Genomic DNA, 14,006 nt, shown 5'->3' on the forward strand with positions numbered 1-14,006 from the left:
TATAACAAAATACTCTATATAGAAATTACTAAGTTACTAATAAAAAAAGGCACCTTAAAAAGGTGCCTCTATATAAAGAAAACTATTATTTTCTATCTTTCATTGGAACGAATGATCTTAAAGCTTCACCAACATATAACTGTCTAGGACGTCCGATTGGCTCTTTATTAATTCTCATTTCTTTCCACTGAGCAATCCATCCTGGTAAACGTCCAATAGCAAACATAACTGTGAACATCTCAGTAGGGATACCTAAAGCTCTATAAATAATTCCTGAGTAGAAATCAACATTAGGATATAAGTGTCTTTCTACGAAATAAGGATCTTTAAGCGCTGCTTCCTCTAATTTTTTAGCAATATCTAAAACAGGATCATCAACTCCTAATTTCCCTAATACTTCATCAGCTGCTTTTTTGATGATTCTAGCTCTTGGATCGAAGTTTTTATAAACTCTGTGTCCGAATCCCATTAAACGGAAAGAATCGTCTTTATCTTTAGCTTTGTTTAAATACTTTTCAACATCACCACCATCATTCTGAATTGCTTCAAGCATTTCTAATACAGCTTGATTAGCTCCACCATGTAATGGTCCCCATAAAGCAGAAACACCAGCAGATACAGATGCAAATAATCCTGCATGAGAAGAACCTACCATACGTACTGTAGATGTAGAACAGTTTTGTTCATGATCTGCATGTAAGATAAATAACTTATCAATTGCATTTTTTATGATTGGATCGATTTCATAAGGCTCTGTTGGCAAAGCAAACATCAATCTTAAGAAGTTATCAACATAGCTCTTAGTGTTATCATAGTAATTTAAAGGATATCCTTTAGCTTTTCTATACGTCCAAGTTGCTATTACTAAGAATTTACTCATTGTCTTACACACAGCCTCATATAATGACTTAGAACAATCAGCATCTACTACTTTTGGATTAAATGCAGTTAAAGCACTAGTCAAAGAAGCTAACACTCCCATAGGGTGTGCAGTCTTAGGAAAACCGTCAATGATATTTTTCATTTCTTCATTCACTAATGAATACTTTCTAATATCATTCTCGAATTTTTCTATTTGTTCTTGAGTTGGTAACTCTCCAAAGATAATCAAATAAGAAACTTCTAAGAAGTTAGAATATTCTGCTAATTCTTCAATAGAATATCCTCTGTATCTCAAGATTCCTTCTTCTCCATCTAAGAATGTAATTGCACTCTTGCATGCACCAGAATTTTTATAACCTGGGTCATAAGTAATAGCTCCAGTTAAAGCACGTAATTTCAACACATCAATTGCTACTTCATTCTCAGTACCAACTAATACAGGAAACTCATGTCTTTTACCGTCAACCTCTATATAAGCTGTTTTAGACATATTGTTATTATTTTATTTTTTTTACAAGTTTTACTCACTACTAGTATAAATATTCTAGTAATTTTTCAGAAGGAAAGATAGGAATTATTATGCATACATACAAGTCATATTCATAAACTAATCATTAAAAATGAACAAAAAACCTCATTTTAGAGACTATTAAAACGAATAGAAAAATAAGACACACTAAATAATCATAAACACAACAGAACAGTTAAAAAAAAACATTATTCATAATAAATTATTTTTCAAAAATACCACTGTAATCTAACCTAAGTACTATATAATAAAAAAGCGGTAGATATGATAATATATCTACCGCCATTAAATTTATAAAGGATTATCTTTTTACTTTAAAAGCATTACCTTGAGGATAATAAGCGATATCACCTAATTCTTCCTCTATTCTCAATAATTGATTATACTTTGCCATACGATCTGATCTAGATGCAGAACCAGTTTTAATTTGTCCGCAATTAAGAGCCACAGCTAAATCAGCAATAGTACTATCTTCAGTTTCACCTGAACGGTGAGACATAACAGAAGTAAATCCAGCATTTTTAGCCATATTAACAGCAGCTATAGTCTCAGTAAGAGTACCTATTTGATTTACTTTAATCAAGATAGAGTTACCAATACCTTCATTAACACCACGCTCAAGTCTAGCTACATTAGTAACAAATAAATCATCACCTACTAACTGAACTTTATTACCAATCTTATCAGTTAAATACTTCCAACCATCCCAATCATCTTCATACATACCATCTTCAATAGATACTATTGGGTATTTCTCAACTAATTCAGCTAAGTAATCCGCTTGCTCTTGAGAAGTACGTACTTTACCTAATTCACCTTCGAATTTAGTATAATCATATTTACCATCAACATAGAACTCAGAAGCGGCACAATCCAAAGCAATCATAATCTCATCGCCAAATCTATAGCCTGCATTCTCAACTGCTAATTTAATAGAATCAAGAGCATCTTCAGTTCCTTTTAATGTAGGAGCAAATCCACCTTCATCACCTACTGCAGTACTTAATCCTCTCTCATGTAAAACTTTCTTCAAATGATGGAATATCTCAGTCCCCATTTGCATAGCATGTGTAAAAGTTATTGCTTTTACAGGCATGATCATAAATTCTTGAAATGCAATAGGAGCATCAGAGTGAGACCCACCATTAATAATATTCATCATTGGAACTGGTAGCGTGTTTGCAGAAACACCACCTACATAACGATATAATGGCATTCTTAACTCATTTGCTGCTGCTTTAGCTACAGCTAAAGAAACACCTAAAATAGCATTTGCTCCTAAATTCCCTTTATTACTAGTACCATCTAATTCAATCATCAATTGGTCTATAGTGTTCTGTTCGAAAACACTAACACCTACGATGTGCTCAGCAATTATATTATTTACGTTATCAACAGCTTTTAATACTCCTTTACCTAAGAAAGCTTTACCACCATCACGTAACTCTACTGCTTCGTGCTCACCTGTAGAAGCTCCAGATGGAACTGCAGCACGACCTAACATACCACTTTCAGTAATAACATCTACTTCTACTGTAGGATTCCCTCTAGAATCTAATATTTGACGTGCATGCACACTAATAATTGTACTCATAAATTGTGTCTTAAAATTTAGTATAAACAAATTTACAACTTTAATTGAACTTACTTAATACAGATAAGAAATAAAGTTTATATATAACGAAAGGAACTACACTGTAGCTCCTTTATTATTTTTTATATTCTCGACAAACTCATCAAATAAATATCTTGAGTCATGTGGTCCAGGACTTGATTCAGGATGATATTGTACAGAGAAAACATTCTTACTCTTCATCTTCATACCTGCAACAGTACCATCATTTAAATGCACATGAGTTAACTCAAGGTTAGTATGTTTAGCCAACTCTTCTTTATTAATCGCAAAACCATGATTCTGTGATGTAATCTCTCCTTGAGTAGAACCTAAATTCATAACAGGATGATTTACTCCACGATGTCCACTAAACATCTTAAATGTACTCACACCTTGAGATAAACCAATCAATTGATGACCTAAACAAATACCGAAAACTGGAAGCCCTGAATCTATAACTTTATTAACCGTATCAAGAACTCCTAATTTTGCTAAAGCTTGTGGATCACCAGGTCCGTTAGAAAGAAAATATCCATCAGCACCAAATGCTACTAATTCATCATAAGAAACATTGTAAGGAAACACCTTTACATAACAATCTCTCTCTTCGAAACAACGTAAAATATTTGTTTTTATACCAAAATCAACTGCCGCAATTTTATGAGACGCATCAGGATTACCAAAGTGGTAAGCTTCTTTAGTAGATACTTTAGAAGATAACTCTAAACCTTCCATTGAAGGAACGTTCTCTAACATCACTTTTAACTCTTCAATTGATTTACCATCTGTTGAGATGATAGCATTCATAGCACCATTATCTCTAATATGAGCTGTAAGAGCACGTGTATCAACATCAGAAATAGCTATAAGATTAGCCTTTTCTAAATAAGTCAATAAATCCGATTCTGAATTTGGACGTGAATGATAATAACTAAAGTTTTTACAAACTAAACCAGAAATCTTAATTCCATCAGAATCAACTTCGTCAACATTAACCCCATAATTACCAATATGTGCTGTTGTTGACAACATTATTTGACCAAAGTAAGAAGGATCTGTAAAGATTTCTTGATAACCTGTCATTCCAGTGTTAAAACAAATCTCTCCGAATGCTGTACCTTCTACGCCAACCGACTTACCAAAAAAAACAGTTCCATCTTTTAAAACTAAAACCGCCTTCTTTCTTTCTGAATATTCCATTGTATTGTTGTGTTGTATTAATTTTTAGCAAAAATAAAAAAAAAAGGACATCCTTATAAAGAATGTCCTTAATATTATAAATAACAAAAATAAATTTTGTTGATACTATTCATTAGTTTCAGCTTCATTAGAAGTTGCCTCAGTCGCAGGAGCTTCAGCAGCTTTCTTTTTACCTCTACGAGTAGAAGATTTTTTAGCTTCTTTCTTAGCAACATTGTATAATTCGTTGAAGTCAACGAATTCAATCATAGCCATATCAGCGTTATCTCCTAAACGATTACCTAACTTAATAATACGAGTATATCCACCTGGACGATCTCCTACTTTTTGAGCTACTTCTCTAAATAGTTCAGTAACTGCGTCTTTGTCTCTCAAATAAGAGAAAACAACACGACGGTTATGAGTATCGTCAGTTTTAGCTTTAGTTACTAATGGCTCAATAAACTGCTTTAAAGCTTTAGCTTTAGCTACAGTAGTATTGATACGCTTGTGCTCGATTAAAGAACAAGCCATATTAGCCAACATAGAATTTCTATGTCCAGCTTTTCTACCTAAGTGATTTATTTTCTTTCCGTGTCTCATTTCTTACTAGAATTTAGACTTTGCAGTCTAGTTTATTCTTTATCTAATTTGTATTTTGATAGATCCATCCCGAAATTAAGTCCCTTAACAGCTACTAACTCTTCTAATTCAGATAAAGACTTCTTACCGAAGTTTCTGAATTTCATCAAGTCGTTTTTGTTAAATGACACTAAGTCTCCTAATGTATCTACTTCAGCCGCTTTCAAACAATTCAATGCTCTAACTGAAAGATCTAAATCAACTAGTTTAGTTTTTAGAAGCTGTCTCATATGTAGAGATTCCTCATCATATGATTCAGTTTGTGCAATCTCATCTGCCTCTAAAGTAATTCTCTCATCTGAGAATAACATAAAGTGGTGTATTAATGTTTTTGCAGCTTCAGTTAACGCATCTTTTGGATGAATAGAACCATCGGTAATGATATCAAAAACTAACTTTTCATAGTCAGTTTTTTGCTCAACACGATAGTTTTCGATAGCATACTTAACGTTCTTAACTGGAGTATAAATTGAGTCAGTAAAGATAGTACCAATAGGAGCATTAGGTTTTCTATTCTCTTCAGCTGGTACGTAACCTCTTCCCTTCTCAATAGTAAGATCCATATTAATAGTTACATTACTATCCATATTACAGATAACTAATTCTGGATTCAGAATTTGGAAACTAGAAATGAATTTCTGGAAATCACCTGCAGTCAACTGTTCTTTACCAGAGAAAGAGATACTAACAGTTTCATTATCAACATCTTCAATTTGACGTTTAAAACGAACTTGTTTTAGGTTAAGAATGATTTCAGTAACATCCTCAACTACACCAGCGATAGTAGAAAACTCATGATCTACTCCTTCAATACGAACTGAAGTAATTGCATATCCTTCAAGAGAAGAAAGAAGAACTCTTCTTAATGCATTACCTATTGTCAATCCATATCCCGGTTCTAAAGGTCTAAATTCGAATTTGCCTTTAAAATCGGTCGAATCAATCATGATAACTTTATCGGGCTTTTGAAAATTAAATATTGCCATATTTGTTTCGACTGAATGTCAATTATTATTTGTTGTACAACTCTACGATTAACTGTTCTTTGATGTTTTCAGGAACTTGAAGTCTTTGAGGTACAGAAACAAATGTTCCTTCTAACGTTTCAGGATTCCAAGTAATCCACTCGTAAACAGCGCTAGAATTAGATAATGAACGTTCGATAGTCTCTAGAGATCTTGATTTTTCACGAACAGCAACTTTATCACCAGGTTTCAATTGGTATGAAGGAATATTTACTAATTCCCCATTTACAGTAATATGTCTATGAGAAACGATTTGACGTGCAGCTCTACGAGATGGAGCAATTCCCATTCTGAATACTACGTTGTCTAATCTTGACTCACATAATTGAATTAATACCTCACCAGTAACTCCACGAGCTGCAGCAGCTTTTTTGTATAAGTTTCTGAATTGTTTTTCTAAAATACCGTAAGTATATTTAGCTTTTTGTTTTTCCAATAACTGGATAGCATATTCAGATTTCTTACCTCTTTTTCTTGCTAAACCATGTTGTCCTGGAGGGTAATTTCTTTTTTCTAAAGACTTGTCATCTCCGAAAATTGCTTCACCGAACCTACGTGCGATTTTTGTTTGTGGACCAGTATATCTTGCCATTTCTTAATAAAATTGAAAAAAGGTAGGGATTATGAATTCAGGTCACTTTCCTCCGATAATCTATTCCTACCTTTGGTTATACTATAAAATTAAACTCTTCTTCTCTTTGGAGGACGACATCCGTTGTGTGGCATTGGAGTAATATCGATAATCTCTGTTACTTCGATTCCACCGTTATGTAAAGATCTGATTGCAGATTCTCTTCCGTTTCCAGGTCCTTTTACATAAACTTTTACTTTTTTCAATCCTGCCTCAAGTGCAACTTTACCGCAATCTTCTGCAGCCATTTGAGCAGCGTAAGGAGTGTTCTTTTTAGAACCTCTGAATCCCATTTTACCTGCTGATGACCAAGAAATCACTTCACCTTTTTTGTTAGTTAATGAAATGATGATATTGTTAAACGTCGCATTAATATGAGCTTCACCTGTTGACTCAACAAGTACTTTACGTTTTTTTGTATTCGCTTTAGCCATATTACTACTTATTATTTAGTTGCTTTTTTCTTGTTAGCAACAGTTTTTCTTTTACCTTTTCTTGTTCTAGAGTTGTTCTTAGTTCTTTGTCCTCTTAATGGAAGACCAGCTCTATGACGGATACCTCTGTAGCATCCGATATCCATTAAACGTTTGATGTTTAATGAAATCTCTGAACGTAATTCTCCTTCAATTGTGAATTGACCTACAGCTTCACGGATAGCTCCGATCTCGTCGTCATTCCAATCTTGAACTTTTTTATTTTCGTCAACTTTAGCTCTTTCTAGAATTTCTTTAGCTCTACTTGAACCAATTCCAAAAATATAAGTTAAAGCAATGATTCCTCTTTTGTGTTTAGGTATATCTACCCCTGCGATTCTTGCCATAATTATCCTTGTCTTTGTTTAAATCTAGGATTCTTTTTATTAATAACGTAAAGTCTACCTTTTCTACGTACTATAATGCACTCGGCACTTCTTTTTTTAACTGATGCTCTTACTTTCATTTTAATAGCCTCTTTAATATCTATAAGTAATTCTTGCTTTGGTCAAATCGTAAGGGCTCATCTCTAATTTTACTCTGTCACCAGGTAATAATTTGATATAATGCATACGCATCTTACCTGAGATATGGGCGATTACTACGTGTCCATTTTCTAATTCCACACGGAACATAGCATTTGATAATGCTTCAATGATTGCTCCGTCTTGTTCTATTGCTGATTGTTTTGCCATAAAAACTAAGCTGTTGCTCTTCTATTTTTACCACTTGTCATCATACTATCATACTGTTTGTTCAGTAAATAAGCATTGACTTGTTGAATTGTATCGATTACAACACTTACCATAATCAATAACGATGTTCCTCCATAAAACATTGCCCAACCTTGTTGAACTCCTAATAAACTTACCACGATTGCAGGGAAAACTGCGATTAATGCTAAGTAAAGAGAACCTGGGAATGTAATTAAAGACATGATTCTATCTAAGAAATCACCTGTCTCACTACCTGGCTTAACACCTGGTATAAAACCGCCACTTCTCTTTAGATCATCAGCCATCTTATTAGTAGGTACTGTAATTGCGGTGTAAAAGTACGTAAAAATTATGATTAATAAAGCAAAAAGTGCATTATACTCCCAACCAAACACATTATGAAATGTTGTACTGATTGATTTAGCAGTATCTGAAGTTGATAAACCTGCTACTGCAGCTGGCACAAACATGATCGCTTGAGCGAAGATGATTGGCATAACTCCTGATGCATTTAACTTTAATGGAATCCACTGACGATTACCGCCTAACATAGATTGATCATAAGTTCCTGAAGCACTTCTTCTTGCATACTGAACCGGTATACGTCTCACAGCAAGAGTTAAATAGATACAAGCAACGATGATTAACAACCATAAAATTACTTCTATAACCACCAACATAGGTCCTCCATTATTTTCAGTAATTCTTGATTGGAATTCTTGGATGAAAGACATTGGAAGTCTTGCAATAATACCAACCATAATTAATAATGAAATCCCATTTCCAATACCTTTATCAGTAATTTTTTCACCTAACCACATTGCAAAAACAGTTCCGGTCACTAGTATAATTACTGAAGAAAACAAGAATGAGAAAGAATTGAAACCTAACAAAAATGCATCCGGTGGTAATTGCACATACAAGTTATAGATGTAACTAGGTCCTTGTAATAAAGTAATACCGATTGTCAACCATCTTGTTATTTGGTTCATCTTCTTTCTACCGCTTTCTCCATCATTTTGTAGCTTTTGTAGATAAGGAACCGCGATTCCCATCAACTGAACTACTATGGAAGCAGAAATATAAGGCATAATACCTAATGCAAATACAGATGCTTGCGCAAATGCACCACCTGTAAAAACATTTATTAACCAACCGATACCTTGATCAGTTTGATCAGTTAAAGCTTGCAATTTCGTTGCGTCAATACCTGGAAGGGTAACTTGTGTACCGAAACGGTACACAAGCAATAACCCTAAAGTTATCAAGATTTTGTTCTTTAACTCTTCAATTTTCCAAATACTGGCTAATGTTTCAAAAAACTTCTTCATCTTGTTTATTAAGATTTTATAACGTTACAATTTCTCCACCAGCTGCCTCGATTGCCTCTTTAGCAGATGCTGAAAACTTGTGTGCAGAAACTTTTAATTTTGCTTTTATCTCTCCACGCCCTAAAACCTTAACTAAACTATTTTTAGAAGTTAATCCTAACTCAACTAAAAGAGCAAAATCAACAGTGTCTTTTACTACTCCGCTATCAACTAAAGATTGTAATTTTTCTAAGTTGATAACATCATATTCTACTCTATTGATGTTTTTAAAACCAAATTTAGGAACACGTCTTTGAAGTGGCATTTGCCCTCCTTCAAATCCGATTTTTCTTGAATATCCTGAACGTGATTTAGCACCTTTGTGTCCTTTTGTAGAAGTTCCTCCTTTACCAGACCCTTCACCACGACCAACACGTTTGTTTTGGTTGTGTACTGAACCTTTTGCTGGTTGTAAATTACTTAAATTCATACTCTACAATATTATTTAGCCTCTTCTACAGAAACTAAGTGTTGAACTTTACTTACCATTCCTAAGATTGCAGATGTAGCATCATGTTCTACAACTTGACCAATCTTACGAAGTCCTAAAGCCTCTAACGTTCTCTTTTGTACAAGAGGACAATTAATTTGGCTTCTTACTTGTTTTACTTTAATTTTTGACATAACTCTCTCAAATTAACCTTTAAATACTTTTTCTAAAGAAATTCCTCTTTGTTTTGCAACTGTAGAAGCACTTCTTAAACGTAATAAAGCGTCAAAAGTAGCCTTCACCACGTTGTGAGGATTTGAAGATCCTTGAGATTTAGATAATAAATCTTTAATCCCAACAGATTCTACAACCGATCTCACAGAACCTCCAGCGATTACTCCAGTACCTAAAGATGCAGGCATCAATAATACTCTAGCTCCACTGAATTTTCCTTTTTGTTCGTGAGGAATAGTATGACCATTTAAAGGAACTCTAACTAAGTTTTTCTTTGCATCCTCTACTGCTTTAGCGATTGCTTCAGAAACGTCTTTTGATTTACCCAAACCATGACCCACTACACCGTTTTCGTCACCTACTACTACTACAGCAGAGAATCCAAAAGCTCTTCCCCCTTTAGTAACTTTAGTAACACGGTTTACACTAACCAAACGATCTTTAAGATCAAGACCAGTTGGTTTTACAAATTCTACGTTTTTATAATTTTGATACATAACTAATTAGAATTTTAATCCAGCTTCTCTAGCGCCTTCAGCTAATGATTTAACACGACCGTGGTATAAATAACCTCCTCTATCGAAAGATACAGTTTCTACACCAGCTTTCAAAGCTTTCTCTGCAATTAGTTTCCCAACCGATGCAGCAGTTTCAATATTGGTTCCTCTTGTTATCCCAGCTTCTCTTGAAGATGCTGCAGCTAGAGTTACTCCATTCACGTCATCTATGATTTGCGCATAGATTTCTTTATTACTTCTGAATACAGAAAGTCTTGGTTTAGCAGCAGTACCGCTAACAATCTTTCTAATTCTGAATTTAATACGTTGTCTTCTTTCAGATTTTGTTAATGACATAGTCTTAATTTTTAAGCTGATTTACCTGCTTTTCTTCTTAACTCTTCACCCACAAACTTGATACCTTTTCCTTTGTAAGGTTCTGGTTTACGGTATGAACGGATTTTTGCTGCTACTTGACCAACTAACTGTTTGTCAAATGAAGTTAATTTAATAATTGGATTTTTACCTTTTTCAGATATAGTTTCCACTGTAACTTCTTTTGCAATATCCATTACGATATTATGAGAGAAACCTAAAGCTAAATCTAACTTTTGTCCTTGGTTAGCAGCACGGTATCCTACCCCAACCAATTCTAAACTGATAGTAAATCCTTCTGAAACTCCTTTAACCATATTGTTGATTAAACTACGGTATAATCCGTGTTTAGCTCTTTCAATCTTATCATCAGAAGAACGCTCAACGATTACTTGGTCTTCTTCAACTTTAATACTAACTGTATCAAACTTTTGAGAAAGCTCTCCTAATTTACCTTTTACAACAATCTCTCCTTCTTTAACGTCAACCGTTACTCCAGCAGGGATTGCTATTGGACTTTTACCTATTCTTGACATCTCTTAGTCTTTTTAAATTAGTATACGTAACAAACAACTTCTCCACCAACATTCAATTGTTTCGCTTGTTTTCCAGTCATCAATCCTTTTGATGTTGAAACGATAGCGATTCCTAATCCGTTAAGGATTCTAGGAAGATCTGCTGCAGAAGCGTATTTACGCAAACCTGGTTTACTAATTCTTTGGATATCTCTAATTACAGACTCTTTTGTGTCTTTATCATATTTCAAAGCTATTTTGATTGTTCCTTGAACTGAACTATCATCAAATTTATAGCTTAAGATATATCCTTGATCGAATAATATTTTCGTGATTTCTTTTTTGAAGTTCGAAGCTGGAATTTCAACCACTTTGTGGTTAGCTCTCACAGCGTTTCTAACTCTTGTAAGGAAATCTGCTATTGGATCTGTATACATGTTTTTACCTTTAAATCTTAATTACCAACTTGCCTTTTTTACTCCAGGTATCAATCCATTATTTGCCATTTCACGGAATGTAACACGAGAAATACCGAATTGACGCATATACCCTCTTGGTCTTCCTGTTAACTTACATCTGTTGTGTAAACGAACTGGAGAAGCATTTTTAGGTAACTTTTGTAATCCTTCATAGTCACCAGCTTCTAAAAGAGCTGTTCTCTTAGCAGCATATTTATCTACTAATGCTTGTCTTTTAACCTCACGGGCTTTCATTGATTCTTTAGCCATACTTAATTCTTTTTAAAAGGTAATCCTAATTCAGCAAGTAAAGATTTCGCTTCTTTATCTGTTTGAGCAGATGTTACGAAAGTGATATCAAAACCAGCGATTTTGTTAACTTTATCGATATTGATTTCAGGGAAAATGATTTGCTCAGTAACACCTAAGTTATAATTTCCTCTTCCGTCAAAACCATCAGATTTAATACCTGAAAAGTCTCTTACACGTGGTAAAGCTGAAGTTACTAAACGATCTAAAAATTCATACATTCTCTCTCCACGTAACGTTACTTTTGCCCCGATTGGCATTCCTTTTCTTAATTTAAAAGTAGCAACGTCTTTCTTAGAGATAGTAGCTACTGCTTTTTGTCCTGTAATTTTAGTTAATTCCTCAACAGCGTAATCAACTAATTTTTTATCAGAAACAGCAGCACCAACTCCACGGCTAACAACGATTTTCTCAAGTTTTGGAACTTGCATTACGTTTTTATAACCGAATTCCTCAGTAAGAGCAGAGATAACTCTGCTTTTATATTCTTCTTTAAGTCTTGGTATATAAGCCATAACTATAATACTTGATTTGATTTTTTAGAAACTCTAACATTTTTTCCGTTCTCGTTTTTCACGATAGCTACTCTAGTAACTTCGTTAGTCTTAGGATCTACGATCGCTAAGTTAGAGATTTGGATTGGAGCCTCTTTTTTAACAATTCCACCTTGAGGGTTAGAAGCACTAGGCTTCACGTGTTTAGAAATGATATTCACCCCTTCAACAATAGCTTTGTTCTTTTCACGTAATACACGTACAACTTTACCTTCAGTACCTTTATGGTCACCAGCGATAACGCGTACAGTATCTCCTGTTTTTATCTTTAGCTTAATCATGTTTAGAACGAATTATAACACCTCTGGTGCTAATGATACAATTTTCATGAATTGTTTTTCACGAAGTTCTCTCGCAACCGGACCAAAAACACGAGTTCCTTTCATCTCTCCAGCAGCATTTAACAATACACATGCGTTATCGTCAAATCTGATGTAAGATCCGTCAGCTCTTCTCACTTCTTTTTTAGTACGAACTACAACTGCAGTTGAAACGCTACCTTTTTTCACGCTTCCGTTTGGAGTTGCTTCTTTAATTGAAACTACAATTTTATCACCTACAGAGGCATAACGACGTTTCGTTCCTCCTAAAACACGGATAGTCAAAACTTCTTTTGCACCCGTATTATCTGCTACTTTAAGTCTAGATTCTTGTTGTACCATAATTATTTCGCTCTTTCAATGATTTCAACTAATCTCCAACATTTTGATTTAGATAATGGACGTGTCTCCATGATCTTTACAGTATCACCAATGTTGCAATCATTTGTTTCGTCGTGTGCAACGTATTTTTTCGTTTTCAACACGAACTTACCATATAATGGGTGTTTTACTCTCTTTACTTCAGACACAACAATAGATTTCTCCATTTTATTGCTAGTAACAACACCTATTCTCTCTTTTCTTAATTTTCTATTTTCCATCTTTCGGCAGAATACAATTATTGTAACTCTCTTTTACTTAACTCTGTATTCACTCTTGCAATACTTCTTCTTACGTTTCTCAACTGTAATGGATTCTCGATTGGAGAGATTGCGTGAGCAGATCTTAAGTTATTATATGTGCTAGTCAACTGTACCAGTTGCTCTTGTAATTCAGCTACAGATAGATTTACTATTTCTGATTGTTTCATGATAAAAATTTTATTATGCTTCGAAATCTCTAGCAATTACAAATTTAGTTTTTACAGGAAGTTTTTGAGCAGCTAAGCGTAACGCTTCTTTTGCTACTGAAATTGGCACTCCACCAACTTCGAACATAATTTTTCCTGGTTTTACCACAGCAACCCAGTATTCTACTGCACCTTTTCCTTTACCCATACGTACCTCTAGAGGCTTTTTAGTAATAGGTTTGTCTGGGAAAATTTTAATCCATAACTGCCCTTCACGTTTCATGAAACGAGTAGCAGCGATACGCGCTGCCTCGATTTGACGTGAAGTGATAAATGCAGAGTCCATAGATTTGATTCCAAACATACCATTTGAAAGTTCATGCCCTCTTTGAGAAATCCCTTTCATTTTACCTTTCTGTACCTTACGGTATTTTGTTCTTTTAGGCTGTAACATTTTTCTTC

The 14,006-nt window shown here is 34.2% G+C and carries 24 protein-coding genes; all 24 read right to left on the bottom strand.

The window, feature by feature from the left end:
• Positions 1-85 precede the first annotated feature (85 nt).
• Positions 86-1,372 (bottom strand): citrate synthase, encoded by a 1,287-nt coding sequence (locus tag MPR_RS15255; RefSeq protein ID WP_041894017.1) that lies wholly within the window; start codon positions 1,370-1,372, stop codon positions 86-88.
• A gap of 340 nt (positions 1,373-1,712) precedes the next feature.
• Positions 1,713-3,005, bottom strand: a complete 1,293-nt coding sequence (gene eno, locus MPR_RS15260; protein WP_041894021.1) for a phosphopyruvate hydratase — start codon at positions 3,003-3,005, stop codon at positions 1,713-1,715.
• A 96-nt stretch (positions 3,006-3,101) separates the two neighbouring features.
• Positions 3,102-4,226 (bottom strand): glutamine-hydrolyzing carbamoyl-phosphate synthase small subunit, encoded by a 1,125-nt coding sequence (gene carA, locus MPR_RS15265; RefSeq protein WP_041894023.1) that lies wholly within the window; start codon positions 4,224-4,226, stop codon positions 3,102-3,104.
• 105 nt (positions 4,227-4,331) lie between these two features.
• Positions 4,332-4,808 carry a 50S ribosomal protein L17 gene (gene rplQ / locus MPR_RS15270; protein ID WP_006259470.1) on the bottom strand — a complete coding sequence of 159 codons (477 nt, stop codon included), beginning with the start codon at positions 4,806-4,808 and terminating at the stop codon, positions 4,332-4,334.
• Positions 4,809-4,840: 32 nt separating this feature from the next.
• Positions 4,841-5,833, bottom strand: coding sequence for a DNA-directed RNA polymerase subunit alpha (locus MPR_RS15275; protein ID WP_006259471.1), 993 nt, complete (start codon positions 5,831-5,833; stop codon positions 4,841-4,843).
• A 25-nt stretch (positions 5,834-5,858) separates the two neighbouring features.
• Complete coding sequence (rpsD, locus tag MPR_RS15280; protein ID WP_006259472.1) at positions 5,859-6,464, bottom strand: 30S ribosomal protein S4; 606 nt, start codon at positions 6,462-6,464, stop codon at positions 5,859-5,861.
• Positions 6,465-6,553: 89 nt separating this feature from the next.
• Complete coding sequence (rpsK, locus tag MPR_RS15285) at positions 6,554-6,937, bottom strand: 30S ribosomal protein S11 (RefSeq protein ID WP_006259473.1); 384 nt, start codon at positions 6,935-6,937, stop codon at positions 6,554-6,556.
• Between the two features lie 11 nt (positions 6,938-6,948).
• On the bottom strand, positions 6,949-7,323 hold the full coding sequence (rpsM, locus tag MPR_RS15290; protein ID WP_006259474.1) for a 30S ribosomal protein S13: 375 nt from the start codon (positions 7,321-7,323) through the stop codon (positions 6,949-6,951).
• A gap of 2 nt (positions 7,324-7,325) precedes the next feature.
• Complete coding sequence (gene ykgO / locus MPR_RS18385) at positions 7,326-7,442, bottom strand: type B 50S ribosomal protein L36 (RefSeq protein WP_002987490.1); 117 nt, start codon at positions 7,440-7,442, stop codon at positions 7,326-7,328.
• A gap of 13 nt (positions 7,443-7,455) precedes the next feature.
• A complete protein-coding gene (infA, locus tag MPR_RS15295) occupies positions 7,456-7,671 on the bottom strand; it encodes a translation initiation factor IF-1 (protein WP_002987492.1) in 216 nt (71 codons plus the stop codon).
• Positions 7,672-7,676: 5 nt separating this feature from the next.
• The gene (secY, locus tag MPR_RS15300) at positions 7,677-9,023 is read right to left on the bottom strand and encodes a preprotein translocase subunit SecY (RefSeq protein WP_006259476.1); all 1,347 of its coding nucleotides are present in this window, start codon (positions 9,021-9,023) and stop codon (positions 7,677-7,679) included.
• A 16-nt stretch (positions 9,024-9,039) separates the two neighbouring features.
• Positions 9,040-9,492 (bottom strand): 50S ribosomal protein L15, encoded by a 453-nt coding sequence (rplO, locus tag MPR_RS15305; RefSeq protein ID WP_041894027.1) that lies wholly within the window; start codon positions 9,490-9,492, stop codon positions 9,040-9,042.
• A gap of 11 nt (positions 9,493-9,503) precedes the next feature.
• On the bottom strand, positions 9,504-9,686 hold the full coding sequence (rpmD, locus tag MPR_RS15310) for a 50S ribosomal protein L30 (protein WP_006259478.1): 183 nt from the start codon (positions 9,684-9,686) through the stop codon (positions 9,504-9,506).
• A gap of 12 nt (positions 9,687-9,698) precedes the next feature.
• A complete protein-coding gene (gene rpsE / locus MPR_RS15315; RefSeq protein WP_006259479.1) occupies positions 9,699-10,223 on the bottom strand; it encodes a 30S ribosomal protein S5 in 525 nt (174 codons plus the stop codon).
• A gap of 6 nt (positions 10,224-10,229) precedes the next feature.
• Positions 10,230-10,580 (bottom strand): 50S ribosomal protein L18, encoded by a 351-nt coding sequence (gene rplR / locus MPR_RS15320; protein ID WP_006259480.1) that lies wholly within the window; start codon positions 10,578-10,580, stop codon positions 10,230-10,232.
• Positions 10,581-10,591: 11 nt separating this feature from the next.
• Complete coding sequence (rplF, locus tag MPR_RS15325) at positions 10,592-11,134, bottom strand: 50S ribosomal protein L6 (protein WP_041894031.1); 543 nt, start codon at positions 11,132-11,134, stop codon at positions 10,592-10,594.
• Positions 11,135-11,151: 17 nt separating this feature from the next.
• A complete protein-coding gene (gene rpsH / locus MPR_RS15330; protein WP_006259482.1) occupies positions 11,152-11,550 on the bottom strand; it encodes a 30S ribosomal protein S8 in 399 nt (132 codons plus the stop codon).
• A gap of 21 nt (positions 11,551-11,571) precedes the next feature.
• A complete protein-coding gene (rpsN, locus tag MPR_RS15335; protein WP_006259483.1) occupies positions 11,572-11,841 on the bottom strand; it encodes a 30S ribosomal protein S14 in 270 nt (89 codons plus the stop codon).
• A 2-nt stretch (positions 11,842-11,843) separates the two neighbouring features.
• Positions 11,844-12,395: a 50S ribosomal protein L5 gene (gene rplE / locus MPR_RS15340; protein ID WP_006259484.1), complete on the bottom strand. Its 552-nt coding sequence runs from the start codon at positions 12,393-12,395 to the stop codon at positions 11,844-11,846.
• 2 nt (positions 12,396-12,397) lie between these two features.
• Positions 12,398-12,715, bottom strand: a complete 318-nt coding sequence (gene rplX / locus MPR_RS15345; RefSeq protein ID WP_006259485.1) for a 50S ribosomal protein L24 — start codon at positions 12,713-12,715, stop codon at positions 12,398-12,400.
• A gap of 12 nt (positions 12,716-12,727) precedes the next feature.
• A complete protein-coding gene (gene rplN, locus MPR_RS15350; protein ID WP_006259486.1) occupies positions 12,728-13,096 on the bottom strand; it encodes a 50S ribosomal protein L14 in 369 nt (122 codons plus the stop codon).
• Between the two features lie 2 nt (positions 13,097-13,098).
• Complete coding sequence (rpsQ, locus tag MPR_RS15355; protein WP_006259487.1) at positions 13,099-13,356, bottom strand: 30S ribosomal protein S17; 258 nt, start codon at positions 13,354-13,356, stop codon at positions 13,099-13,101.
• Between the two features lie 17 nt (positions 13,357-13,373).
• Complete coding sequence (gene rpmC / locus MPR_RS15360; protein WP_006259488.1) at positions 13,374-13,565, bottom strand: 50S ribosomal protein L29; 192 nt, start codon at positions 13,563-13,565, stop codon at positions 13,374-13,376.
• A gap of 13 nt (positions 13,566-13,578) precedes the next feature.
• Positions 13,579-13,998, bottom strand: a complete 420-nt coding sequence (gene rplP / locus MPR_RS15365) for a 50S ribosomal protein L16 (protein ID WP_006259489.1) — start codon at positions 13,996-13,998, stop codon at positions 13,579-13,581.
• Positions 13,999-14,006 lie beyond the last annotated feature (8 nt).

The sequence above is a fragment of the Myroides profundi genome (assembly GCF_000833025.1).
GTDB classification, from domain to species: domain Bacteria; phylum Bacteroidota; class Bacteroidia; order Flavobacteriales; family Flavobacteriaceae; genus Flavobacterium; species Flavobacterium profundi_A.